A 23825-nucleotide genomic window follows, 5' to 3' on the forward strand; every position below is an offset into this window, starting at 1 on the left:
TTACTGTGTTTTTGATCAGGCCATAAAGATACCAGGAAGCTTGCCAAGCAGGAAGCAAAAGCATGGATGTTGTCGATACTGCAACTCGTTCAGCCATGATGGCTGGCATCAAAAGCAAAAACACACGCCCTGAACTGGCACTGCGCAGATTTCTTCATGGATTGGGATTTCGTTTTCGAGTGCATGTCAAAGAACTTCCCGGCAAACCTGATCTCGTTCTTCCCCGCTACCGGCTCTGCATTTTCGTTCATGGCTGTTTTTGGCATCGCCATCCGGGCTGCCGCTTTGCTGCAACCCCCAAAAGCAATACCGAATTCTGGCGGCAGAAATTTGTGGCCAATACAGCTCGTGATGAACTGGTTGAAAAACAGCTGCATGAAGCTGGCTGGCGAGTGTTCAGGATTTGGGAGTGCGGACTCAAAAATGCCGATTTTCAGACATTGGGCTGGCTGCCGGAACGGGTAAGGGGAACAACTTCTTTTCTTGACTGGCCTGAGTTCGAAACTCTCTGAGTACCCTCTAGTCATGGTGCTCATGCGAACAGCTTGCCAAACTGCCTCAATCTTGCGCAAAACCCCGGCTAAATTATCCAGTTGCATAATAACCATGCGGCCTTGCGGTTGTTTAACTGGCCCTAACGTCAGATAATACCGCCCGCCTTCAAACCCCGATAACCCGACTTTCAGTGACGGTAATTGATGACTGAGTACCTGCTTTTATTGATCGGCACCGTGCTGGTTAACAACTTCGTGCTGGTGAAATTCCTCGGCCTCTGCCCCTTTATGGGGGTCTCCGGCAAGCTGGAAACCGCCATCGGCATGGGGCTGGCGACCACCTTCGTGATGACCCTCGCCAGTGCCAGCTCCTATCTGGTGGAGCACTATATCCTGCTGCCGCTGGATATCGCCTATCTGCGCACCCTCGCCTTTATTCTGGTGATCGCCGTGGTGGTGCAGTTTACCGAGATGGTGGTGCGCAAAAGCAGCCCGACCCTCTATCGCCTGCTGGGGATCTTCCTGCCGCTCATCACCACCAACTGCGCGGTGCTCGGGGTGGCGCTGCTGAGCATCAACGAGCGTCATGACTTCGTGCAGAGCGTGATCTACGGCTTTGGCGCCGCCACCGGTTTCTCGCTGGTGCTGATCCTGTTTGCCGCCATGCGCGAGCGACTGGTCGCCGCCGATGTGCCCGCGCCGTTTCGCGGGGTCTCCATTGCCATGATCACTGCCGGTCTGATGTCTCTGGCCTTTATGGGCTTTACCGGCCTCATCAAGATATAACCATGATCCATATTCTTTTTGCCATTCTGGTGCTGACCCTTCTGGCGCTGGCGTTCGGGATTATCCTGGGCTTTGCCGCCGTCAAGTTTCATGTGGAAGCAGACCCCATCGTCGATCAGCTCGATGCCCTGCTGCCCCAGACCCAGTGTGGCCAGTGCGGCTATCCCGGCTGCAAACCCTACGCCGAGGCGGTTGCCAACGGCGATCAGATCAACAAGTGCGTACCCGGTGGCGAGGCCACCATGCGCAAGATTGCCGACCTGATGGGGGTCGAACCCCAGCCGCTGGGCGGCAGTGACGAGGCCGCAGTGCCGGTCAAGAAGGTCGCCTTTATCCACGAAGATCAGTGCATCGGCTGCACCAAGTGCATTCAGGCCTGCCCGGTGGACGCCATCGTCGGCGCCACCAAGGCGATGCATACCGTGATTGCCAGCGAGTGTACCGGTTGCGATCTCTGTGTCGATCCCTGCCCGACCGACTGCATCGAGATGATCCCGGTGCCCACCACGGTCGATAACTGGAAGTGGGATCTCAATAACGTGCATGTTCCGGGCAAGATTCCGGTCAAGTTGGTGGAGTAACCATGCAGTCTTTACTTGAACGCATCAAAGCCGGGAATATCTGGGACTTTCACGGTGGTATTCACCCCGCCGACAACAAACTGCAATCGAGCCAGAGCCCGGTCGAGCAGGCCGGTCTGCCACCGCGCCTCATCATTCCGGTGCGCCAGCACGCAGGCGCTGCTGGCGACCTGCTGGTGCAGGTGGGTGACAAGGTCAAGAAGGGTCAACCGCTGACCCGTTACGCCAGAGGGCGGGTGGTGCCGGTGCACGCCTCCACCTCGGGCACCATCACCGAGATTGCCAACCACACGGTCGCTCACCCCTCCGGGCTTGACGATCTCTGCGTCATCCTCACCCCCGATGGCGAGGATGAGTGGGGCGAGCGCAATGGCAAACCCGATTACTGGAATCTGGAGCGGGGCGAACTGCTCGAGCGCATCCAGCAGGCGGGCATTGCCGGTCTTGGCGGCGCCGTGTTCCCCACCCACAGCAAGCTCGATGGCCGCGGCCAGCTCACCGAGATCCTGATCGTCAACGGGCTGGAGTGCGAACCCTACATCACCACCGACGATCGGCTGATGCAGCAGTACGCCGACGAGATCATGGATGGCATTCGGGTGCTCAAGCACCTGCTCAAACCGAAACTCACCCTGATCGGGGTGGAAGACAACAAGCCCGAGGCGATCACCGAGCTGACCCGTCACGCCACCGACGAAGATGTGCTGGTCAAGACGGTGCCGACCAAGTACCCCTCGGGTGGTGCCAAGCAGACCATCGAGCTGCTGACCGGCCGTCAGGTGCCCAAAGGCGGCCGCGCGGTCGATATCGGCATCATGGTGCTCAACGTCGCCACCGTGTTTGCCATCAAGCGCGCCATTATCGACGGCGAACCGCTGATCGAGCGGATCGTTACCCTCACCGGCGACAGCTTCAAAAAGCCCGGCAACGCCTGGGTACGCCTCGGTACGCCGGTACGCTGGCTGTTGCAGCGTTTCGAGCTGCAACCGGAAGCGGAGCAGCGGGTGATCATGGGGGGCCCCATGATGGGCTTTACCCTGCCCCACGCCATGGTGCCTGTGGTCAAGGCCACCAACTGCCTGCTGGCGCCGACGCAGGCTGAACTGCCCGCCCCCGGCCCGGAGCAGCCCTGCATCCGTTGCAGCGCCTGTGCCGATGCCTGCCCGGCCACCCTGCTGCCGCAAGAGCTCTACTGGTACAGCCGGGCCAAGGAGTATGACAAGGCCGAGAAACTCAACCTGATGGACTGCATCGAGTGCGGCGCCTGCGCCTGGGTCTGCCCGAGCGAGATCCCGCTGGTGCAGTACTACAAGATCGCCAAAGACGACATTCGCGAAGCCCGCGCCGAGGCCGAAAAAGCCGAGCGTGCCAAGCAGCGCTTTGAGGCCAAGCAGGCCCGCTTCGAGCGGGAGAAAGCGGCCCGTGAAGCGCGCCATGCCGAAGCCGCCGCCCAGCGCCGTCAGACCATGACGGCCGCAGGCGGGGAAGATCCGGTGGCAGCGGCACTGGCCCGCATCAAGGCCAAGCAGGATGCGCCCATCACAGCCATTGCCGCCACCGCCGAGGGCTTGCCTGACAACAGCGCCGTGATCGCCGCACGCGAAGCCCGCAAACGGGAAGCGGAAGCGCGCCGCGCCGCCAAGCTGGCGGAGAGCGCAAATAGCGAAACAGCCGCTGCGGCGCAACCCGCCGAGGCGGTTGACCCCGCCAGCGATCCCAAGAAAGCAGCCATCGCCGCCGCACTGGCGCGCGCCAAGGCCAAGAAAGCCGCTCAGGCTGGCGATAGCGCCGAGCCTGTGTCTGCCGAAGCCGTTGCTGCCCCTGCGGTAGTAAATGCTGATCAGCAAAAGGCAGAGGTTGATCCGAAAAAGGCGGCGATTGCTGCCGCCATTGCCCGTGCCAAGGCCAAAAAGGCCGAGGCGAATGGTGAACCGGTAAGCACAGCCAACAGCGCGGTAGCAGACGCAGGCTCGCAAGGCGATGCGCCATCTGCTGCCAGCGAAGCAGTTAATCCCAAGAAAGCGGCTATCGCTGCCGCCATCGCCCGAGCCAAAGCCAAAAAGGCCGCCCAGCAGGGCGACAGCGCTGAGGGCGACCTGACCGCAAATGCTGGCACCAGCGAATCCGCTGCAACCCAAAGCACTGCACCATCTGCTGTCAGCGAAGCGGTCGATCCCAAGAAAGCAGCTATCGCAGCTGCCATCGCCCGGGCCAAGGCCAAGAAGGCCGCCCAGCAGGGTGACAGCGCTGAGGGCGATCTGACTGCAAATGCTGGCGCCAGCGAAACGGCAGCAACCCAAAGCGATGCGCCATCTGCTGCCAGCGAAGCAGTTGATCCCAAGAAAGCGGCTATCGCTGCCGCCATCGCTCGTGCCAAGGCCAAAAAGCTGGCCCAGCAGGGCGCAAGTACCAGTGCTGAGGTAGAAAATGCCGGTGCTGAAGGTGCGCAGAGTGAGCCAGCTGCCAGCACGGAGACCCGCGACATGACGGTAGCCAAGAGCGAAGTAACCACCAGCCAAAGCGATACGGCTGCAAGCGAAGCGGTCGATCCCAAGAAGGCCGCTATCGCCGCAGCCATCGCCCGCGCCAAGGCCAAAAAGCTGGCCCAGCAGAGCGCAAGTACCAGTGCTGAGGTAGAAAATGCCGATGCTGAGGTAGAAAGTGCCGCTACTCAGGTAGAGAGTGCCGGAGCTGAGGGTGAGCGCGCACCGGCCGAGCCGATGCAAAGCGATGCAGCCAGCAGTGAGCAAGCACTTGCCGTAGCAGAGGCTCCTGAAGCGAGTGCTCCAGCGGTTGACGCCCCGGTTGATCCGAAAAAAGCGGCCATTGCAGCCGCGGTGGCCCGCGCCAAGGCGAAGAAGCTGGCGACCGAGGCAGCCAGAGCCGCCGGGACCGCCGCTGAAGATGTCCCGTCAGCCGACCGAACAACCACAAGGTAATCGACAGACTCATGTTCAATATTGCGACTGCGCCGTTTGCCCATAACCGCAAACAGACCCGAACCCTGATGCTGCTGGTGATCCTGGCCTGCGTGCCGGGCTTGCTGGCCCAGACTTGGTTCTTCGGCTGGGGCTCCTTTATCCAAATCCTGCTGGCGCTGGTCACTGCGCTGCTGTGCGAGGCGCTGGTGCTCAAGCTCCGTGGCCGCGCCATCAAGCCTGCCCTGATGGATGGCAGTGCAGCGCTCACCGCCGTGCTGATCGGTCTCTCCCTGCCGCCGCTGCTGCCGTGGTGGATGCTGGTGGTGGGCACGGCCTTTGCCATCATTGTCGCCAAGCACCTTTACGGCGGACTGGGTCAGAACCTGTTCAACCCGGCCATGGTCGCCTATGTGCTGCTGCTGGTCTCCTTCCCGGTGCAGATGACCAGCTGGCTGCCGCCGGAGAGCGTGCGCGCCTACAGCCTCGGCTTTGGTGATGCGGCGTCGGTGATCTTCACCGGCTTTAGCCTCGACGGCTACAGCATGGCGCAGCTCAAGCAGGGGGTGGATGGTCTCACCATGGCGACCCCTCTCGATACCCTGAAAACCGGCCTGACTCAGGGGCTCACCACTGGCGAGATCCTGAGCGGCCCGCTATTCGAGGGTTGGGGCGGCATCGGCTGGAGCTGGGTCAACCTCGGCTATCTGCTGGGCGGCCTGTTCCTGCTGCAGCAGAAGGTGATCAACTGGCGCATTCCCACCGCGATTCTCGGTGCCCTGCTGGCGGCCTCCACCATCGGCTATCTGGTAAGCCCGGATGCGACTGCCACGCCCATGTTCCATCTATTCAGCGGCGCTACCATGCTGGGGGCCTTCTTTATCGCCACCGATCCGGTCAGTGCCTGCACCACACCGCGTGGCCGACTGGTCTATGGCGTGCTGATCGGGGTGCTGGTCTACATCATTCGCCGTTTTGGCGGCTATCCAGATGCGTTCGCCTTCGCCGTGCTGCTGGCCAACCTTTGCGTACCCTTTATCGACAGCCTGACTCGTCCGAAGGTATACGGAGCCCGTCGCCAATGACCAAGACGATAACGCCGAAACGTATCGAGTGCTGCTGGCCAACCTCTGCGTTGCCCATTTTTATCGACACGCTGACTCGCCCGAAAGTGTATGGAGCTCGTCGCCAATGATGTTTCTGCCCTTTTCCCCCATCACAGCTGACGGAGCCCGTACATGTTAAAGAGCATGCGCAAGAACGGCCTTATTCTGGCGATGTTCGCGCTCGGCTGTACCGCGCTGGTGGTACTGACCAACGAGCTGACCAAGGATAAAATCGCCCACCAGCAACAGCTGGAGAAGCAGCAGACCCTCTCGGTATTGCTGCCGGAGGGGAGCTATGACAACGATCTGGTGGCCAGCTGCAAACAGGTGACCAGCAGGAAGTATCTCGGCAGCGATCAGCCGCAGGCCCTCTATACCGCCAGCAAGAATGGCGTGGTGACCGGCTATGCATTGGAGGCGATCGCGCCGGATGGCTACAGCGGGGCGATCCGCATCGTGGCGGGCTTTGATGCCAAGGGCACCATCACCGCCGTGCGCGTGCTCGCTCACAACGAGACCCCGGGCCTCGGTGACAAGATCGAGCTGAAGAAATCGGACTGGATCAACAGCTTTGCCGGAAAATTCCTGACCCATGACAACGAACCCCAGTGGGCGGTGAAGAAGGATGGCGGCGAGTTCGATGCCTTTACCGGCGCCACCATCACCCCGCGAGCCGTGGTCAAGGCGGTGAAGAACCTGCTTAAACTGCAGCAGGAGCAACCCGAACTGCTCAGCAACGCCCCGGCTTGTCCGGCGGCGAACTAACGGAGTCGAGCCATCATGAACCAGATGGAACAGATTGAAACGGGCGCAACCCCGATTGCCGAGCTGGAAAGCCGCAAAGGCGAGCTCAAGGAGCTGATGAGTCAGGGGCTGTGGAAGAACAACCCCTCGCTGGTGCAGGTGCTGGGGCTCTGCCCGACCCTCGCCGTCTCCTCTACCTTTACCAATGCGCTGGGGCTGGGCCTTGCCACCATGGCGGTGCTGGTCTGCTCCAACCTCGCCGTCTCGCTGGTGCGCAACTGGGTGCCGAAGGATATTCGCATCCCGGTCTATGTGATGATCATCGCCTCGCTGGTGACCAGCGTGCAGCTGCTGATGAACGCCTACACCTATGGCCTCTATCAGGCGCTCGGCATCTTTATCGCCCTGATCGTCACCAACTGCGTCATCATCGGCCGCGCCGAGGCCTATGCCTCCAAGAACCCGCCGCTGCTGGCGGCCCTCGACGGCCTGATGATGGGCCTTGGTTTTACCCTGGTGCTGCTGGTACTGGGCGGCATGCGCGAGATCATCGGCATGGGCACCCTGTTTGATGGCGCCGAGCTGCTGCTGGGCGAGTGGGCCAAATCCCTGCGCATCGAGCTGTACCACGCCGATGCCAGCCTGCTGCTGGCGATTTTGCCGCCGGGCGGTTTTATCGGGCTGGGACTGCTGATCGCCGCCAAGAACGCCATCAACGACTGGCGTGATCGCAAACAGGCAGCCACAGTGGCCCACTGCAACGTTGCCCCGGCTCGCGTCCGGGCGACCGAACTATGATCGGACGCAAGGCATGAACAATCAGAAACGCAGAGAGATCCTCGAGCGACTGCGGGCAAACAACCCCCACCCCACCACCGAGCTCAATTTCAACTCGCCATTCGAGCTGTTGATCGCCGTGCTGCTCTCGGCGCAGGCGACCGATGTCAGCGTCAACAAGGCGACCGACAAACTCTATCCGGTGGCCAACACCCCGCAAGCAATGCTGGATCTCGGGGTGGACGGGCTCAAGGAGTACATCAAGACCATTGGCCTCTTCAACACCAAGGCCGAGAACGTCATCAAGACCTGCGCCATCTTGCTGGAGCGCCACGGCGGCGAGGTGCCGGAGAACCGCGAAGCGCTGGAAGCCCTGCCCGGCGTCGGCCGCAAGACCGCCAACGTGGTGCTCAACACCGCCTTTGGCTGGCCCACCATCGCCGTCGATACCCATATCTTTCGGGTCTCCAACCGCACCGGCTTTGCGGTAGGCAAGAACGTGGATCAGGTGGAGGAGAAGCTGCTCAAGGTAGTGCCCGCCGAGTTCAAGCTGGATGTCCACCACTGGCTCATCCTGCACGGACGTTACACCTGTCTGGCTCGCAAGCCCCGTTGTGGTTCCTGTATCATTGAGGACTTGTGCGAGTACAAAGAGAAGGTCTATCCAGAAAGCTGATAGCCTCGCAACCGAGATTGAAAGCAGTACACATCACCAACCCGGAGAACTGAGCAATGAGAATTCTGCATACCATGCTGCGTGTCGGCGATCTGCAACGCTCCATCGACTTCTACACCCGTGTCCTTGGCATGAAGCTGCTGCGCAAGAGCGAGAACAGTGAGTACAAGTACACCCTGGCTTTCGTCGGTTACGGTGACGAGAAAGATGAAGCGGTGATCGAGCTGACCTACAACTGGGGGGTGAGCGAGTACGAACTGGGCTCAGCCTATGGCCACATCGCGCTGGAAGCGGACGACATCTATGCCACCTGCGATGCCTTGCGCGCCGCCGGTGCCAAGATCACCCGCGAACCGGGCCCGGTCAAGGGCGGTACCACCGTCATCGCCTTCGTCGAAGATCCGGACGGTTACAAGATTGAACTGATCGCCAAGAAAGATGCCGGTACTGGCCTCGGTAACAGCTTCTAAGCTGCCCTAATCTCACGGCCTAATGGCAGGATCAAAAAAGAGCGCAGATGCGCTCTTTTTTATATCCGGCTGCCGGGGACGACGCTAGATCTCGCCATTGCGCCCCATGCTGATCACCACCCGCCGGTTCTTGGCACGACCCTGCTCCGTTTCGTTGGAGGCAACGTGCTGCTTCTCGCCATGCCCCTCCACCGAGATCTTGCCGGGATCGATCCCCAGATCGACAAACACCTTCTTGATGGCATCGGCCCGCTTCTCGGAGAGTTTCAGGTTCGGCCAGCGGCCGCCATAGCTGTCGCTGTAGGCGTCGATCACCACCACGTCGATGCTCTTGTCCGCCTTGATAAACTCGCTGATCATCGCCAGCCTCCGCTTGGAGGGGATGGAGAGCTGATCGCTATTTTTGTCGTAGGTGAGCACGCTAAAGGCGATGTCGTTGAAGCTGTAGGGCAAGAGCCCGCTCAGACAGTCGATAAAGGCCTGATATTTGACCCGAAAGTTGACCGACGAGAGAGACACCCGCACCGCGCGGTTCTGGCGATACCAGTCCCGATACTGGAAGGTCGGCATCCGCCCCCCCTCCAGCTCGTCGAGCATGGTCCAGGCAGTCTGCCCCTCCACCAGCCCATCGAACTGCTGATAGAAGCGCAGCTGGCTCACTTCTCGCCCTGCGATCCCCGGGCGCCATACCGGCGGCATGATGCCAAGGCTCACAGTCTGGGTCTGGGCCTGCGGCCGCTTGCCCTTGAGCTCGAAGTCGAGGTTGATCTTGCGCCCGGCACGGCTGACAAAAGCCCCCGTTCCCCAGTTGGGAATAGGGTGCTCGAGGCGACACTCAATCTGGGTATCGGAGGTCAAACGCCAGACGGATTGATCCAGACCGGCACCAAATTCGGTGACCCCAGCCTGTAACTGCATACTCACGGATATGCTGACCAACCCCAACACCCAAGCGTTCAATTGCTTGCCCTCCACACGATCTCACAAGAGATATCGGCGGCAAGAGGCCAAGCTTTAGCGACAAACTGCAAAGGCGTGCCGTTGGTGTGGCAAAGGCTTGCCCCTCAGCGGCAAACGACCGCAAGCGGCGCTTATTCCCCCCTCTTAGCTCCGTGCCAACCGGCGGGAAGCTCGCTACAGTAAAGCCAAGGCAATCAGACGCCGCTTATCGGGAACCACACTCATGCACCGCTCTTGCTTCTCTTTATTGCAGATGTTGTTGCCAATGCTGCTGGCGCTATCCGGCAGCGCCGTCAAGGCCGCAACACAGGATCAGGAGTGGGCACAGGAGCGCGCCAATGCTGTGCTCTCGCTGATGACCTTCACCGTGGTGCCCGACATCACCGCCAGCAACCTCGATATCGGCAGCGGCACCAATCAATCTGCCGCCCTCAACATGACCCAGATCGGTGGCGGCGCCACCATGAGCGAAGCCGTGCCCATATATCTGGAAGGAGCGATCGGCTTTAGCCGCTACGATCCCCAGTTTGTGGTGAGCAACGGCACCGAGAGCCGCACCCTCCCGACCAAATGGAACAGCCTGACCGCCTCTGGCGGGATCGGCTGGGATATCGCCCTCCATGAAGACCCGCGCGGTGGCCACTGGGTGCTGCGCCCCATCGCCAACGTCTCGCTCGGTACCATGGCCAGCGATCTGCGGATCGGCAACTGGCTGCTGGAGCGAACCAAGGGCTACTCGCTGGATTTTCTCGATGGTGGACAGCTCAATATGTACGGACTGGGCGGCTCGCTGATGCTCGACTACGAGCTCTTTTCAAAGGCGCAGGATATCGATATCGAAGTGCGCTACTCCTACCAACACCTGCAAAGCTTTGGCGGTACCTCGACCAGCGTCAGTGGTCACGCCGAGGCGGAGAACCTCGGTCTCTATCTGCGCCGCCGGGCCCCGCTATTCCACTGGACACTGCTCGACAGACCGGTGCGCTATGTACTGGAGGGGGCTCATACCGCATATCTGGGGGAACAGCGGGGGTTGCTTGGCTTTGACTCCCTCAACTCTATCGGCGCCGGTCTGGAGCTGGATAGCAGCAAGTACGACATCATAGTCACCCGTACCCGGCTGGTTGCCCGCTATATGTTCAGCCACAATACCAGCGGTTATTCCATCGGGTTGGCCATGAGTTTCTAAGTCGTTATATTTTCCTGCCACGAGTGGGCAATCCTCAGGAAAAGTACATTAACACTCCAGATAATCATGCCTCTATTGATGGAGGGTTTATTTATCCTGACCCTTTCATATGCCTCACCACCCTGTCATATCAGGTAAAAATATCCACCTGCTGGCAGGCCCATTTTGCCACCCTCGCACACCGAATATTGGAGTTTTTGTCTGTATATTTACGGCACGCAATGGCCCAGTGATGTCGCCAGCCTGCGCCCGCTTGCAACAGAAAAAATACCAAACGCCCGACATCACAGACCGACGGCCAACTTTATCGATGTCCATAAGGAACCAACCCGGAGGTCCCCCATCATTTTCACAGTGACTTGAGCCGCACCTAACTTATTGTTTTAAATGATTTATAGTTTTTCATATTTTATGAATCCAAATAATCCTGTTTTATTTTACTTACATCACCCGACTGCTAAATTTGGCGTCATCCCGGCAGGACGAGGTGCACTGAAACGACTGACTGCGGGCTACCGATAACAGGTGTGCAATGAGTACAGAAATAACGTTCATGCCAACCGTTATTTTTACGACATCACACTTGCTGATCCTTGTTGATTTGAGGTTATCTGATGAAAAAAACGCTGCTTGCTCTCTCTGTATTGGTCATAACCGGAACCGCATATGCAGGGGTGCCTGATTTATCCGCCAGCTGTCCTGGACATATTAATCTTCGCGTCGAAGATGGCACGGCTTATATCAATAACCAGCAAGTTCCACTTAAAAAAGTGAATTCAAATTTCTACGAGGCGAGCAAGGGGCGCACCACCCTCTCCATGGTGAAAAATGGCGACTGGGGCATCACCTATTTTGTCAAAAATGGCGACAGCGGCGCCTGCCAGATCAATGACGATGAGAACGATGACGACGGCGATGATGATGAGAGCGCCAGTAGCAGTGCCTACAACGGCAGCACTGCACAAACCAAGGTTGCCGAGAACGCCTGCATGAACGCCGTTGCCAGAAAAGCGGGCGTCAGCCGCAGCAAACTGACCCTCGACTATGTGGCCGACTCCCAGGCGGGGATGATGATTGATATCAAGGGGCCCCATGACCGGCTCTGGCACTGCCTCACCGACGCCCGCGGCCATATTTCTGGCATCAATCAGGACTGATTTCGAGCCACGGCTCAGCGGGGCCCACACCGACCGTGGGGGCTCCACCCCTTATCCATTGCAATTATTTGATACAGGTAAATGAAGATGAAATCCAAACAGACTCTGCTCAATGTCACCCTCGGTTGCCTGCTGGCGGTCGGTATCTCCGGCTGTGCCGTGGCCAAAACCCATCACGGCCACAAGACCCATGCCCAAGCGCACGCTCAGGAAGGGGCCGTGCAGTATGGCGACGAGAGCCCGTGGGCTGGCAACTATAAGGCGGTCACTGACGATGGCCGCACCGTGGCCGAAATTCACGTCGATACCACAGGGGAAACCTATATCGATGGCAATCAGGTCAAACCGAGCCAGAGCGGCAGCGACTACCTGAAATTCAAGCAGGAGACCATCACTTACACCCTGCGCAAAAGCGGCGCCAGCTGGAAAGACAGCGATGCCGGCACCAGCGGCCGCATCCTGTTCGATTGATAATCCCGACACCGGCCTTGCCAGACACCAAGCCCCGCCAAGGGGCTTTTTTGCACCTGCGATTTACCATCAACCACAGCCCGCCCCGAAAAATCCAGCCTTGCCACAGAGTTAGTGCAATCTGTCACATATTCCTATTGATGAAATTGTTAGGATGGTTCAGTTCGGCGCCCAATTATCCGCATGAAACCATGATGTCGATTGCCAGCCGCACTTGCTGGGTGATCACGGCGCCCGGAATGGAGATGGCCTGCCGAACGCCAGCCAAGTATTTGCGCCACCAGTTACACCACAGGGATAGAGATTTTTGTCATGGCCAAGTTTTTGAATACCAGCGCAACCAACTATTTTCTTGAAGAACTTATCAAAGATGCCAAAGAGCGTCTGATCCTGATCAGCCCCTTCCTCAAGCTCAACGACAGGATCAAGGAGCTGCTCACCGACAAGAACCGCCTCAAGATCGATGTGCGGATCGTCTATGGCAAAAGCGAGCTGCAACCGGAAGAGATCAGCTGGCTCAAAGAGCTCACCTATATCCGCACCAGCTTTTGCAAAAACCTCCATGCCAAGTGCTATCTCAATGAAGAGATGTGCATTGTCACCAGCCTCAATCTCTACGAGTTCAGTCAGGTCAATAACAACGAGATGGGGGTATTGATCCAACGCTCGGAAGATCATGACCTTTACCGTGATGCCTATGATGAAGCCCAACGGATTATCCGGGTTAGCGAAGAGGTTCGCATCACGTTGGAGCGCGTCGCAAGCGACAGTGACGAGCATGATACCTCGACCGCCAATACAGCTCCGGCACCAGCTTGTCCCAAATGCGGTACCCCTATGGTATTGCGTATCAGCAAGCGGGGGGACACCAAGGGCAATAGCTTCTGGGGCTGTCCCGGCTATCCACAATGCCGCAGCTTGCTCCCTATTGAGAACTAAGCATCGAATTAAAAATCACTTGATCCTGAACAGATCACTAAATTCATAAATTTAAAATAAGGATGTTGTATGCCAGAGTTAGCTATCTCAGATTTCACTAATATCGCTGTTGCAACGGGCTCACCTAAAAACACAAAACTTAGACAGATCGCTCTTAGAGGTGACTACGCACACTATAAAGATTATTACTTGCAACTTAGAACAGCTATAAAGTCACTTTTTAGCCAAAAGAGACACGTTTCATACCTGATTGACATATCACGAAGGCAAAAGGACTCTAGTAAAAAAATAAAATTTGAACGCCTCGCTCAAAATTTTATTCAATGGCAGTCAGGTAAGAAAATTGATGTTTATGCATCATTGCGCGAGTCCTTCGTTTTTAATAGTACAACTATTCATTGTAACCCCGAGCTAAGCGCATTAATAAATGGGGTTAGAACTCATGTCAAGCTCCATTTCACCGAGACACAGAGAATGACAAAGGAGCGAGCGGACTACATCTGCTATTTAATGCATGAAGCAATTCAAGAGGTTGGTGCGGAATATATCGTTCTTGATTTACATTCAGGCCAAGAGTTCAGACTTACCTCTAACAGAGACCGAATGGAGGAAAAAGTGTGTCAGGAAATATTATGGATTGAGCAGAACTGGCCGATTTAACACTTCGAGGATTATTCATGAAATGTGCACTGATCTATGATTTTGATGGAACCTTGGCTGAAGGTGATTGCGCCCAGCATGGGGTTATGCCCGAATTAGAGATAACAGATATTCCTGAATTTTGGGCTAGTGTTAAGCGTAGAGCAAAGGACGATGACGGCGATGAAATTTTAACCTATCTTGGCATGCTGGCAGAAAGGGCTCGCATGCTTAAATCTGACGTCCTTAGTACAGAAAAACTAATGATGCATGGACAATCTATCCCCCTATTCAGTGGCGTCGAGTCATGGTTTGACAGAATTGACAGGTTTGCTGAAAGTATTGACCTAGAATTAGAGCATTACATTATATCAAGCGGTCTTGATGCAATGATCAGAGGTACTTGCATTGGAAATAAATTTCGTGACATTTACGCTTGCAAGTATCACTACTCAGATGACAAGTATTACGCAACATGGCCAGCTCAAGCAATAAACTATACAACAAAGACCCAGTTTCTATTTAGAATAAACAAAGGGATACATAATTCTTGGGATAATGGAGAAGTAAACAAATTTATTGAACTTCAAGATAGAGATATCCCCTTCCAGAGGATGATATATCTTGGTGATGGTGATACAGACATTCCATCCATGAAGATGGTCAGATATCAAGGTGGTAGATCTATAGCAGTCTTTGATAACAAAAAATGGCCTTTGAAATCAACTCAAGACAAAGTTGAAAAACTCATTTCTGAAGAGAGAGCTGATTATGTTGTTCCTGCTCTGTATGATGAAGGTAGTCACCTAGATATTACTGTGAAAGGCTTGTTGAGGCTATTTAAAAGAAAGGGATAACTCTTAAATTATCTATTGATATAAATATGGGCGGCCAATTGGCCGCCCTTGATGCTTCTTACCGAATCGTCGCCATCTGCCGCACGCAGCGCTGTTCTCGGTCATCCACCCGCTTGGCAAACCAGGCGGTGGTGAGGTTGCGGGTAATTTTTGGGCTCTTTAGCTGTATGCCGGGCAGGATGGCGCGGGGCAGTCGCTTGCCCGCTTGCTTGTCGGCCAGGGTAAAGATGCGATGGTAGAGATCAGTCTCGGCAAATTCGGCGGTATCCCCTTTACGCAGGCTCTGGTGGATTGCCTGCTTGCTCATATTGACCCGGTTGGCGAGGGTGTAGACGGCCAGCTCGGTGTTGCCCGGCAGATCCGAGTCATAGCGGATCAGATCCCCGTCCAGCGCCAGAGTTTTGCCACTCAAACGGCTGACGGCGGCTTGAAAAGCGGCATTGCGGCTGGCGTACCAGCCGGCGTTGAAATCGGCAAAGCGGTAGAGGGTATCCGGGTAGTCGACGGGATAACCAAAGATATGCTTGGTGCCAAACCAGATGCCGCCGCGACGGGTAAAGACTTCGTGGCGGATGGACTCCTTGATTGGATAGGGGTAGCCACGGGCGTTGGCCTCGGCAAAGGCGATGCTCACCTGCATCGGGCCGCCGGTATGCACCGGGTTGAGGTTGCCAAACAGCGTCTTGCCCATCGGCAGCATGCTGATCATATCTTCGAAGATTTCACTCATCTCCCGCTCGGTACGCAACTTGTCGATCCGCTCGGCGTAGCTCTTGCCGGTGGGCGAGTTGATGGAGAGCGCGGCCCGCACCATAAATTCGGGGATCAGCAGCTTGGCGGCCCGTGAGTTGATCTCTTTCCAGGCGATCTTGCCAAGGCCCGGCACCACTGGGTCGGCCTGATAGGTGGCTTCCTGCTCTGCAACCGCCAGCACGCTACAGACGTTGTGATCATTGACCGTCACCCCCTGGGTGGTGAGCGCCGTCACCACGTCGTTGGCCCACCCCTGTTTGTCAGGCACCTGACGGGGCAAGAAGCGCACGATGCGGCTCTTCATATCCGCCGGTTTGCGTGGCTGCATGGCAGGGGGAGTTTTGGGGTTGCTCATGCTCGCCTCTTTGGCAGGCGCGGAGGCGGGATCACTGGCACAACCGGCCAGCAACAAGGCAGAGCAGAAGGCAAGAAGACGACAGGAAGGCAAAGCGGTCATAAGCATGTCCATTTTTTGTAGGCCCTACAGGCAGCGCCGCTGGCACTGCACTGACAAGCAAAGTGGGGCCATTGTAGAGGATTGCCTGCCGCAGTTGAAACCCGCGCTCGCAGCATCCCCTCCCCCAGCCTGCTTTTACCACCCCACGCGCCATCCGTTGTCTGCGATGCGGAACTCATGACCTTCCTCAATGGCTCACCCGGCCAGAACCGTACGGTGAGCGACAGATAAAAAGAAACCCCCGCCATCGCTGGCGGGGGTTGGTCGTCTGGCAAGTCGGGCTGATGCCCGCTGCAAACTCTTAGCGGTTTTTCACCTTCTGGTGCAGCTCCTGCACCGAGTTGACGTTGGCGGTGGCATCCACGCTGATGGCCATGCAGGTGGCAAACGCCTCATTCATAGTGGTGGTATACGCCACCTTGTTCTGCAAGGCGGCGCGACGCAGCTGCTTGGAGTCCTGGATCGCCACCCGCCCTTCGGCGGTGTTGACGATGTAGGTGTACTCGCCATTCTTGATGCGGTCGAGAATGTGCGGGCGACCTTCGTGCACCTTGTTGACCAGGCGCGGGTTGATGCTCGCTTCACCCAGCGCGACCGCGGTGCCGTGAGTGGCATCCAGCTCGTAGCCCAGCTCCAGCAGCTTGGCGGCCAAGTCGACCACCTGTGCCTTGTCGCTGTGACGCACTGACAAGAGAGCACGACCCTCTTTCGGTACGGCGTGGTTGGCACCCAACTGCGCCTTGGCATAGGCCTCGGCAAAGCTGCTGCCCACACCCATTACCTCACCGGTAGAGCGCATCTCTGGCCCCAGCAGCGGGTCAACCCCCGGGAACTTGGCGAACGGCAGTACCACCTCTTTCACCGAGTAGTAGGGTGGGATGATCTCTTTGGTGAAGCCCTGTTCTTGCAGCGACTGACCGGCCATCACACGGGCGGCAATCTTGGCCAGCGGAGCACCGGTCGCCTTGGAGACAAACGGCACGGTACGGGCGGCACGCGGGTTCACCTCGATGAGGTAGATGTCATCGCCCTTGACCGCGAACTGCACGTTCATCAGGCCGATAACACCGAGCTCCAGCGCCAGCTTGCGCACCTGCTCGCGGATCTCGTCCTGAATTTTCTTGGACAAGGTATAGGGAGGCAGGGAGCAACCGGAGTCACCGGAGTGGATACCGGCCTGCTCGATGTGCTCCATGATGCCGCCGATGACCACGTCGGTGCCGTCGCAGATGGCATCCACATCAAGCTCGGTCGCATCGTCCAGGAAGCGGTCCAGCAGTACCGGCGATTCGTTGGAGACGCTCACCGCCTCGGCGAAGTAGCGACGCAGATCCTGCTCGTCATAGACGATTTCCATGGCGCGGCCACCCAGCACGTAGGAGGGGCGAACCACCAGCGGGTAGGTGATGCGCTCGGCCAGCAGCACGGCCTGCTCCAGCGCGGTGACTGTGCCGTTTTCCGGCTGCTTGAGGCCGAGGCGCTCGACAGCAGACTGGAAGCGCTCGCGGTCTTCGGCGCGGTCGATGGCATCCGGGCTGGTACCGATAATCGGTACGCCGTTGGCTTCCAGTGCACGGGCCAGTTTCAGCGGGGTCTGGCCACCGTACTGGACAATCACGCCCTTGGGTTTTTCGATGCGCACGATTTCCAGCACATCTTCCAGGGTCACCGGCTCGAAGTAGAGACGATCCGAGGTGTCATAATCGGTGGAGACGGTCTCCGGGTTGCAGTTGACCATGATGGTCTCGTAACCGTCTTCGCGCAGGGCCAGCGCCGCGTGCACGCAGCAGTAGTCAAACTCGATACCCTGACCGATGCGGTTCGGGCCGCCGCCGATGATCATGATCTTGTCGCGGTTGCTCGGGGCCGCTTCGCACTCCTCGTCATAGCTGGAGTACATGTAGGCGGTGTTGGTGGCGAACTCGGCGGCGCAGGTATCGACCCGCTTGTAGACCGGGAAGATGTTGTGGCGGGCGCGCAGTTTGCGCACTTCCCCTTCGGCCACACCGAGGATCTTGGCCAGACGGGCATCGGCAAAGCCTTTGCGCTTGAGGGCACGCAGGAAGTCGGCATCGAGACCGGCCATGCCGCGCTCTTTCACCTCTTCTTCCAGTTTCACCAGGTCTTCAATCTGTACCAGGAACCAGGGGTCAATCTTGGTCAGCTTGAAGATGCCATCCATGGAGAGACCGGCGCGGAACGCATCGGCGATGTAGAAGATACGGTCACTACCAGCGTCCTGCAGCTCGTGACGGATGCGGGTCAGGGAGTCCGGGGCATTGAGGTCAACCATGGGGTCGAAGCCAGTTTTGCCAGTTTCGAGGCTGCGCAGCGCCTTGTGCAGAGACTCCTGGAAGTTGCGGCCGATGGCCATCACTTCACCGACCGACTTCATCTGGGTCGTCAGACGATCGTTGGCACCGGCGAATTTTTCAAAGTTGAAGCGCGGCACCTTGGTGACCACGTAGTCGATGGCCGGCTCGAAGGAGGCCGGAGTGCGACCGCCTGTGATGTCGTTCATCAGCTCGTCGAGAGTGTAACCGATGGCGAGCTTGGCGGCGATCTTGGCGATGGGGAAACCGGTTGCCTTGGAGGCCAGCGCGGAGGAGCGTGACACCCGCGGGTTCATCTCGATGATGACCATGCGGCCATCTTTCGGGTTGATACCGAACTGGACGTTGGAGCCGCCGGTCTCGACGCCGATCTCGCGCAGCACCGCCATGGAGGCGTTGCGCATCAGCTGGTACTCCTTGTCGGTCAGCGTCTGGGCTGGCGCGACCGTGATGGAGTCACCGGTGTGGATACCCATGGGGTCGAAGTTTTCGATAGCGCAGACGATGATGCAGTTGTCGTTGCGATCCCGCACCACTTCCATCTCGTACTCTTTCCAGCCGATCAGCGACTCGTCGATGAGCAGCTCTTTGGTCGGCGACAAGTCCAGACCGCGCTCGCAGATCTCGACGAACTCTTCGGTGTTGTAGGCGATGCCGCCACCTGAGCCGCCCATGGTAAAGGAGGGACGGATGATGCAGGGGAAGCCGACCATCTGCTGCACGCCCCATGCCTCTTCCATGTTGTGGGCGATGCCGGCACGCGGGCACTCGAGGCCAATGCTGCGCATCGCCTTGTCAAAACGGGAGCGGTCTTCGGCCTTGTCGATGGCGTCGGCGGTGGCACCGATCATCTCGACACCGAACTCGGCCAGCACGCCATGCTTCTCCAGCGCCAGTGCGCAGTTAAGCGCAGTCTGGCCGCCCATGGTGGGCAGGATGGCGTCCGGGCGCTCTTTCTTGATGATTTCGCGCACCACTTCCCAGGTGATGGGCTCGATGTAGGTGGCGTCGCCATCTCCGGGTCGGTCATGATGGTGGCCGGATTGGAGTTGACCAGAATGACGCGGTAGCCCTCCTCGCGCAGGGCTTTGCACGCCTGGGCGCCGGAGTAGTCAAATTCGCAGGCTTGGCCGATGACGATGGGGCCAGCGCCGAGGATCAGGATGCTCTGAAGGTCATTACGTTTTGGCATGAAACTCTTTCCTCTATTTCTTAGGCGCGATACTGCTTAATCAATTCAATAAAGTGGTCAAAGAGACCGGCACAATCGTGCGGGCCCGGGCTCGCTTCGGGGTGACCCTGGAAGCTGAAGGCCGGACGGTCGGTGCGATGGATGCCTTGCAGGGAGCCATCGAACAGGGAGACGTGGGTGGCGCGCAGGCAATCCGGCAGGCTGTTCTCGTCTACCGCAAAGCCGTGGTTCTGGGCGGTGATCATGACGGTGTTGTCATCAAGGCTCTTCACCGGATGGTTGGCGCCGTGGTGGCCAAACTTCATCTTGACGGTCTTGGCACCGGAGGCCAGACCCAGCAGCTGGTGACCCAGACAGATGCCGAACACCGGCGTGTTGGTATTAAGGAAAGCCTTGATGGCCTCGATGGCGTAGTCGCACGGCTCGGGGTCGCCGGGGCCGTTGGAGAGGAAGATGCCATCCGGGTTCATCGCCAGTACCTCGGCGGCTGGGGTCTTGGCCGGTACCACGGTCAGGCGGCAGCCGCGGTCAACCAGCATCCGCAGGATGTTGCGCTTGACGCCAAAGTCATAGGCTACCACGTGATATTTCAGCTGGTCGGCATCCGGGGTGACATGCCCCTTGCCAAGCTGCCAGCTCCCTTCGGTCCAGTTGTACGCCTCACCAACCGTCACCTCTTTGGCCAGATCCATCCCCTTCAGACCGGGGAAGGCGCGGGCCTGTTCGAGGGCATAGGCTTCATCGACCTGTTTCCCGGCCAGAATGCAGCCAGCCTGAGCGCCTTTCTCGCGCAGGATGCGGGTCAGTTTACGGGTGTCGATGTCGGCGATGCCAACGATGTTGTGAGACTTGAGGTATTCGGAGAGGGATTGCTGATTGCGGAAATTGGAGGCAAGTATCGGAAGGTCCCGGATGATCAATCCCTGAGCATGGATCTGACTGGACTCTTCATCTTCGCTGTTGGTGCCGGTGTTGCCTATATGGGGGTAAGTGAGGGTGACTATCTGACGGGAATAAGAGGGATCGGTGAGGATTTCCTGATAGCCCGTCATCGACGTATTGAAAACCACTTCACCAACGGAACATCCCTCGGCGCCTATCGACACGCCTTTGAACACAGTTCCATCTTCCAGCACTAGCAATGCAGTGTGATTCAAGACAACCTCCAGTTATTTAGCTTTAAATTCAGCAATTTACCTGGGTGTTGCGGGCTCGGTTCCGGTCTTGGACAGTACTCGAACCCGGCAGATTTCTGGCAAATTGGGCGCATTCTACTTAAAAAAAGGGGCATTTCAACGTCTTTTCTCAGATGAAATGCATCTAAATTCAATAAAAAAGCAACATTACCCATTATCTATGCACTCGATCGCTTTGCAACCCCCTCCCATGAAAGAAAAGGAAAAACCACCACCAAAAGATGACACCAAGCCAGCAATAGCGACAAAAACAAACAAAAAAACCAATTAAAACAATTACATTTATTTTCACACAAAAAACATTAATGACAGATTTAACGCTTTTATGATGACAAGAGTGAACATTAAAAATGGAAAACGTTTTTCTATGTTTGAATTTTTAGTCTTTTCTTGCCGGTGTAAAAAAATGGCTTCATCAGCCATAAAGATGCTCAAATCTGTTACCTGGTGATGACATTCAGGAAGGAAAAATCTGCCGGATAACGCAATAGTGTGATTTATAAGGCATTCAGATGAAAATTGACGATAGCGTGTCTTTTTACACAAACTCTGGCGTACTGACAGCAAAAACCCCGGCAAGCCGGGGTTTTTCACTGGAGTAGCAGTAGTACGAAAGTGCCGCTCAGAGGCATCACTTGAGATTGAGCACATCCTGCATGTCATAAAGACCGGCACCCTGCTGACCAAGCCACTTGCCCGCCCGCACAGCACCGTTGGCGAAGGTCAGGCGGCTGGAGGCCTTGTGGCTGATCTCCACCCGCTCGCCGATATCGGCAAACATGACGGTATGCTCCCCCACCAGATCGCCAGCGCGAATAGTGGCAAAGCCGATAGTGTTGCGATCCCGCTCGCCAGTGATCCCCTCGCGACCATAGACGGCGCACTCCTTGAGATCCCGGCCCAGCGTTTTGGCGACCACTTCCCCCATGGAGAGCGCAGTACCGGATGGCGCATCCACCTTGTGGCGATGGTGGCCTTCGATGATCTCGATGTCGGTGTAATCCCCCATCACCTTGGCGGCCTGCTCCAGCAGCTTGAACACCAGGTTGACCCCGACCGAGTAGTTGGAGGCGAACACGATACCGATCTGCTTGCCAGCCTCTTTCAGAGCAGCCTTGCCTGCATCGTCAAAACCGGTGGTGCCGATCACCATCTGCTTGTGGTGGGCCAGCGCAAAGGCCAGATTGGCAAGGGTCACCTCGGGGCGGGTGAAGTCGATGATGAGATCAAACTCATCGCGCACCTTGTCCAGACTATCGCTGATGCCCACACCCAGATGGCCCAGCCCATTGAGCTCACCGGCATCGAGACCTATCACCGCCGAACCCGGCCGCTCCAGCGCGGCGCCGACCACTACGCCATCGGTGTTGGTGATGGCCTCCAGCAGCACCTTGCCCATACGACCATTACAGCCCATCACGGCCACACGGATCGGATTGTCCATCTCCACCCTCTCATCTCTTTTAATTATGGAAAGAGACCGTTTTACCAGCCCGCGCCGGGTTTGAAAAGCCATGATGCCACCACTCCTTGCTGCACTCGCCAACGGCAGCGCCCGCTGGCTGGCCAAGAACTTCCTTTTGGTCACAGGCCGTTTTTCATCGTCTCATTCCATCATTTGGCAGACCAGGTGCCATCTGATAGGTTCGAACGAGTGAAATGCCAGAATAAGCAAAATCAGGGCAACGCCCGTGTCGATATCAAATGAGGTGCAAGGATGAGCGCAGGATTGCTGTTTGCAGTGGTGTTGGTATCACTGCCCCTGGTCATGCTGGCCGCAGCTCTGCTGTTTGGCGGGCCGAGCCCGGCACCGGCGATGGCCAGCATCAACGACCCTTTCAAGGGGAGTGGCTGGAGCAACATGACACCCCTCTCAAGATACCCGGCGCGTGACGGCACGCAGCTGGCCTATCGGCACTATGGCGCAGAGGGCAATACGAAGAACAACAAGGTCAAGGGCAGCGTGGTACTGGTTCATGGCTCTTCTGCCAGCAGTCAGAGCATGCACAAGATGGCGAGCGCCTTTTCGCAAGCGGGATACGACGCCTACGCCCTCGATATTCGCGGCCATGGCGCATCGGGCAACAAAGGCACCATTGCCTACATCGGTCAGCTTGAAGACGATCTGGAAGATTTCATCAAGTCGGTGGCCCCCGGCAAGCCTGCAACACTCATCGGCTTCTCGTCAGGGGGTGGCTTTGTACTGCGCGTTGCTGGCAGCACGCGACAAACCCTGTTCGAGAGCTATCTGCTGCTCTCCCCCTATCTTGGCCCCACCGCCGCCAACTACCGGCCCAACAGCGGTGGCTGGGTGCGTGTCGGCTTGCCTCGCCTCATCGCCCTGAGCATCCTCAACGGTTTCCATATTTCCGCACTCAACCATCTGACCGTGCTGAACTTTGCCCTTAATGATGAGGCGAAATCCCTGCTGACCCCCTCTTACTCCTTCAACCTTGCCTCTAACTTTCAGCCGGAGCGCGACTATCAGCAGAATTTGCGCAATGTGCAACGCCCCTGCGCCGTGATCGCGGGTGCAAATGACGAAGCCTTCCAAACAGATCAACTTGAACCTGAGTTAAGACGTCTCGGCATCTCCTGGCCGGTCACCCTGCTGCCCGGTATTGGCCACATTCCCCTGATGCTGGAACAGGACGCCATCACAACAGCCGTTCAGGCGGTGGAGAAACTGACACAGTAACCACACAGCACAGGTCTTGTGTCCACGCGTTCTGGAAATATCCGCACCATGCTCACGTAGAGATAGAGAGAGGTGCGGCTGACGTTTGGCAGCGGGAGAAATCCCCAAGATGGCATGCAGAGATCTTATCGTTTACCTCTTTCCTTATTAAAGGCACGCGATACCCCCAGATACCCGCGGACTGCGCCAGAACAGCAATGAACAATAAACAATACTAACTTCTTTTTCCGAATATTCTTTGGATATCTCAATAACACCAGAATCATCAAACAAAAACACCTATCCATCTGGACGTCTATCTTGACCAAGCGAGGTTGACTCACTACTGTGGGCACCCCAATGCGGCAGGATGCCCGCCCTGTTTTCCCCCTATCCCTATCAGATACAGGTACAAAGCAGTTTATGACAGGAGGTCATTGTTCAATTTCAGAG

Annotated in this window: 20 protein-coding genes and 1 pseudogene; 16 read left to right on the forward strand and 5 right to left on the reverse strand. The window is 57.3% G+C overall.

What is annotated here, in order from left to right:
• Positions 1–62 precede the first annotated feature (62 nt).
• The 9 genes from ACTG2B_RS13715 (at position 63) to gloA (ending at position 8552) form a co-directional block, all read left to right on the forward strand.
• Positions 63–512, forward strand: coding sequence for a very short patch repair endonuclease (locus ACTG2B_RS13715; RefSeq protein WP_080592833.1), 450 nt, complete (start codon positions 63–65; stop codon positions 510–512).
• Positions 513–698: 186 nt separating this feature from the next.
• Complete coding sequence (rsxA, locus tag ACTG2B_RS13720; protein ID WP_164536490.1) at positions 699–1280, forward strand: electron transport complex subunit RsxA; 582 nt, start codon at positions 699–701, stop codon at positions 1278–1280.
• A 2-nt stretch (positions 1281–1282) separates the two neighbouring features.
• A complete protein-coding gene (gene rsxB / locus ACTG2B_RS13725; protein WP_033113573.1) occupies positions 1283–1861 on the forward strand; it encodes an electron transport complex subunit RsxB in 579 nt (192 codons plus the stop codon).
• Positions 1862–1863: 2 nt separating this feature from the next.
• A complete protein-coding gene (rsxC, locus tag ACTG2B_RS13730) occupies positions 1864–4800 on the forward strand; it encodes an electron transport complex subunit RsxC (protein WP_439996105.1) in 2937 nt (978 codons plus the stop codon).
• An 11-nt stretch (positions 4801–4811) separates the two neighbouring features.
• Complete coding sequence (rsxD, locus tag ACTG2B_RS13735; RefSeq protein WP_005337606.1) at positions 4812–5864, forward strand: electron transport complex subunit RsxD; 1053 nt, start codon at positions 4812–4814, stop codon at positions 5862–5864.
• 153 nt (positions 5865–6017) lie between these two features.
• Complete coding sequence (gene rsxG, locus ACTG2B_RS13740; RefSeq protein ID WP_005359614.1) at positions 6018–6650, forward strand: electron transport complex subunit RsxG; 633 nt, start codon at positions 6018–6020, stop codon at positions 6648–6650.
• Positions 6651–6665: 15 nt separating this feature from the next.
• Positions 6666–7427 carry an electron transport complex subunit E gene (locus ACTG2B_RS13745; RefSeq protein WP_407705036.1) on the forward strand — a complete coding sequence of 254 codons (762 nt, stop codon included), beginning with the start codon at positions 6666–6668 and terminating at the stop codon, positions 7425–7427.
• Between the two features lie 13 nt (positions 7428–7440).
• A complete protein-coding gene (nth, locus tag ACTG2B_RS13750) occupies positions 7441–8082 on the forward strand; it encodes an endonuclease III (protein ID WP_005350790.1) in 642 nt (213 codons plus the stop codon).
• Between the two features lie 56 nt (positions 8083–8138).
• Entirely contained in the window at positions 8139–8552 is a 414-nt protein-coding gene (gene gloA, locus ACTG2B_RS13755) for a lactoylglutathione lyase (protein WP_439996108.1), read from the forward strand.
• An 84-nt stretch (positions 8553–8636) separates the two neighbouring features.
• On the opposite strand, the gene ACTG2B_RS13760 is transcribed toward gloA, so the two are convergent.
• On the reverse strand, positions 8637–9512 hold the full coding sequence (locus ACTG2B_RS13760) for a flagellar protein MotY (protein WP_005337611.1): 876 nt from the start codon (positions 9510–9512) through the stop codon (positions 8637–8639).
• Between the two features lie 265 nt (positions 9513–9777).
• Here ACTG2B_RS13760 and ACTG2B_RS13765 point away from each other — a divergent pair, with 265 nt between their 5' ends.
• The 6 genes from ACTG2B_RS13765 (at position 9778) to ACTG2B_RS13790 (ending at position 14764) form a co-directional block, all read left to right on the forward strand.
• Positions 9778–10701, forward strand: a complete 924-nt coding sequence (locus tag ACTG2B_RS13765; RefSeq protein WP_429202035.1) for an autotransporter domain-containing protein — start codon at positions 9778–9780, stop codon at positions 10699–10701.
• A gap of 614 nt (positions 10702–11315) precedes the next feature.
• The gene (locus ACTG2B_RS13770) at positions 11316–11858 is read left to right on the forward strand and encodes a hypothetical protein (RefSeq protein WP_439996110.1); all 543 of its coding nucleotides are present in this window, start codon (positions 11316–11318) and stop codon (positions 11856–11858) included.
• Positions 11859–11945: 87 nt separating this feature from the next.
• On the forward strand, positions 11946–12329 hold the full coding sequence (locus ACTG2B_RS13775; protein WP_203117727.1) for a hypothetical protein: 384 nt from the start codon (positions 11946–11948) through the stop codon (positions 12327–12329).
• Between the two features lie 312 nt (positions 12330–12641).
• Positions 12642–13268, forward strand: coding sequence for a phospholipase D family protein (locus ACTG2B_RS13780; RefSeq protein ID WP_058055915.1), 627 nt, complete (start codon positions 12642–12644; stop codon positions 13266–13268).
• 69 nt (positions 13269–13337) lie between these two features.
• A complete protein-coding gene (locus ACTG2B_RS13785; protein WP_047436828.1) occupies positions 13338–13928 on the forward strand; it encodes a hypothetical protein in 591 nt (196 codons plus the stop codon).
• A 17-nt stretch (positions 13929–13945) separates the two neighbouring features.
• A complete protein-coding gene (locus ACTG2B_RS13790; protein WP_021230633.1) occupies positions 13946–14764 on the forward strand; it encodes an HAD family hydrolase in 819 nt (272 codons plus the stop codon).
• 58 nt (positions 14765–14822) lie between these two features.
• Here ACTG2B_RS13790 and ACTG2B_RS13795 read toward each other — a convergent pair whose 3' ends face one another.
• The 4 genes and pseudogenes from ACTG2B_RS13795 to dapB form a co-directional block, all read right to left on the reverse strand.
• Complete coding sequence (locus ACTG2B_RS13795; protein ID WP_203117721.1) at positions 14823–15974, reverse strand: DUF1615 domain-containing protein; 1152 nt, start codon at positions 15972–15974, stop codon at positions 14823–14825.
• Between the two features lie 301 nt (positions 15975–16275).
• Positions 16276–19499, reverse strand: a pseudogene (gene carB / locus ACTG2B_RS13800) (carbamoyl-phosphate synthase large subunit).
• 20 nt (positions 19500–19519) lie between these two features.
• Positions 19520–20656 carry a glutamine-hydrolyzing carbamoyl-phosphate synthase small subunit gene (carA, locus tag ACTG2B_RS13805; protein ID WP_005337628.1) on the reverse strand — a complete coding sequence of 379 codons (1137 nt, stop codon included), beginning with the start codon at positions 20654–20656 and terminating at the stop codon, positions 19520–19522.
• 670 nt (positions 20657–21326) lie between these two features.
• Positions 21327–22139 (reverse strand): 4-hydroxy-tetrahydrodipicolinate reductase, encoded by an 813-nt coding sequence (gene dapB, locus ACTG2B_RS13810; protein ID WP_439996112.1) that lies wholly within the window; start codon positions 22137–22139, stop codon positions 21327–21329.
• Between the two features lie 273 nt (positions 22140–22412).
• Between dapB and ACTG2B_RS13815 the strand changes: the two genes are divergently transcribed.
• Positions 22413–23393 carry an alpha/beta hydrolase gene (locus ACTG2B_RS13815; RefSeq protein WP_439996114.1) on the forward strand — a complete coding sequence of 327 codons (981 nt, stop codon included), beginning with the start codon at positions 22413–22415 and terminating at the stop codon, positions 23391–23393.
• Positions 23394–23825: the final 432 nt, after the last annotated feature.

Origin of the sequence: Aeromonas sp. 30P, from assembly GCF_051919805.1 — a bacterium.
In the GTDB taxonomy this organism is placed as follows: domain Bacteria; phylum Pseudomonadota; class Gammaproteobacteria; order Enterobacterales; family Aeromonadaceae; genus Aeromonas; species Aeromonas veronii.

Coding starts and splice junctions, on each gene's coding strand:
- rsxG (WP_005359614.1), top strand. CDS start 6,018: ATGTTAAAGAGCATGCGCAAGAACGGCCTTATTCTGGCGATGTTCGCG.
- ACTG2B_RS13715 (WP_080592833.1), top strand. CDS start 63: ATGGATGTTGTCGATACTGCAACTCGTTCAGCCATGATGGCTGGCATC.
- ACTG2B_RS13815 (WP_439996114.1), top strand. CDS start 22,413: ATGAGCGCAGGATTGCTGTTTGCAGTGGTGTTGGTATCACTGCCCCTG.
- rsxB (WP_033113573.1), top strand. CDS start 1,283: ATGATCCATATTCTTTTTGCCATTCTGGTGCTGACCCTTCTGGCGCTG.
- dapB (WP_439996112.1), bottom strand. CDS start 22,139: ATGGACAATCCGATCCGTGTGGCCGTGATGGGCTGTAATGGTCGTATG.
- ACTG2B_RS13785 (WP_047436828.1), top strand. CDS start 13,338: ATGCCAGAGTTAGCTATCTCAGATTTCACTAATATCGCTGTTGCAACG.
- ACTG2B_RS13770 (WP_439996110.1), top strand. CDS start 11,316: ATGAAAAAAACGCTGCTTGCTCTCTCTGTATTGGTCATAACCGGAACC.
- gloA (WP_439996108.1), top strand. CDS start 8,139: ATGAGAATTCTGCATACCATGCTGCGTGTCGGCGATCTGCAACGCTCC.
- ACTG2B_RS13795 (WP_203117721.1), bottom strand. CDS start 15,974: ATGACCGCTTTGCCTTCCTGTCGTCTTCTTGCCTTCTGCTCTGCCTTG.
- ACTG2B_RS13775 (WP_203117727.1), top strand. CDS start 11,946: ATGAAATCCAAACAGACTCTGCTCAATGTCACCCTCGGTTGCCTGCTG.
- nth (WP_005350790.1), top strand. CDS start 7,441: ATGAACAATCAGAAACGCAGAGAGATCCTCGAGCGACTGCGGGCAAAC.
- rsxC (WP_439996105.1), top strand. CDS start 1,864: ATGCAGTCTTTACTTGAACGCATCAAAGCCGGGAATATCTGGGACTTT.
- ACTG2B_RS13745 (WP_407705036.1), top strand. CDS start 6,666: ATGAACCAGATGGAACAGATTGAAACGGGCGCAACCCCGATTGCCGAG.
- ACTG2B_RS13765 (WP_429202035.1), top strand. CDS start 9,778: ATGCTGCTGGCGCTATCCGGCAGCGCCGTCAAGGCCGCAACACAGGAT.
- rsxA (WP_164536490.1), top strand. CDS start 699: ATGACTGAGTACCTGCTTTTATTGATCGGCACCGTGCTGGTTAACAAC.
- rsxD (WP_005337606.1), top strand. CDS start 4,812: ATGTTCAATATTGCGACTGCGCCGTTTGCCCATAACCGCAAACAGACC.
- ACTG2B_RS13780 (WP_058055915.1), top strand. CDS start 12,642: ATGGCCAAGTTTTTGAATACCAGCGCAACCAACTATTTTCTTGAAGAA.
- ACTG2B_RS13790 (WP_021230633.1), top strand. CDS start 13,946: ATGAAATGTGCACTGATCTATGATTTTGATGGAACCTTGGCTGAAGGT.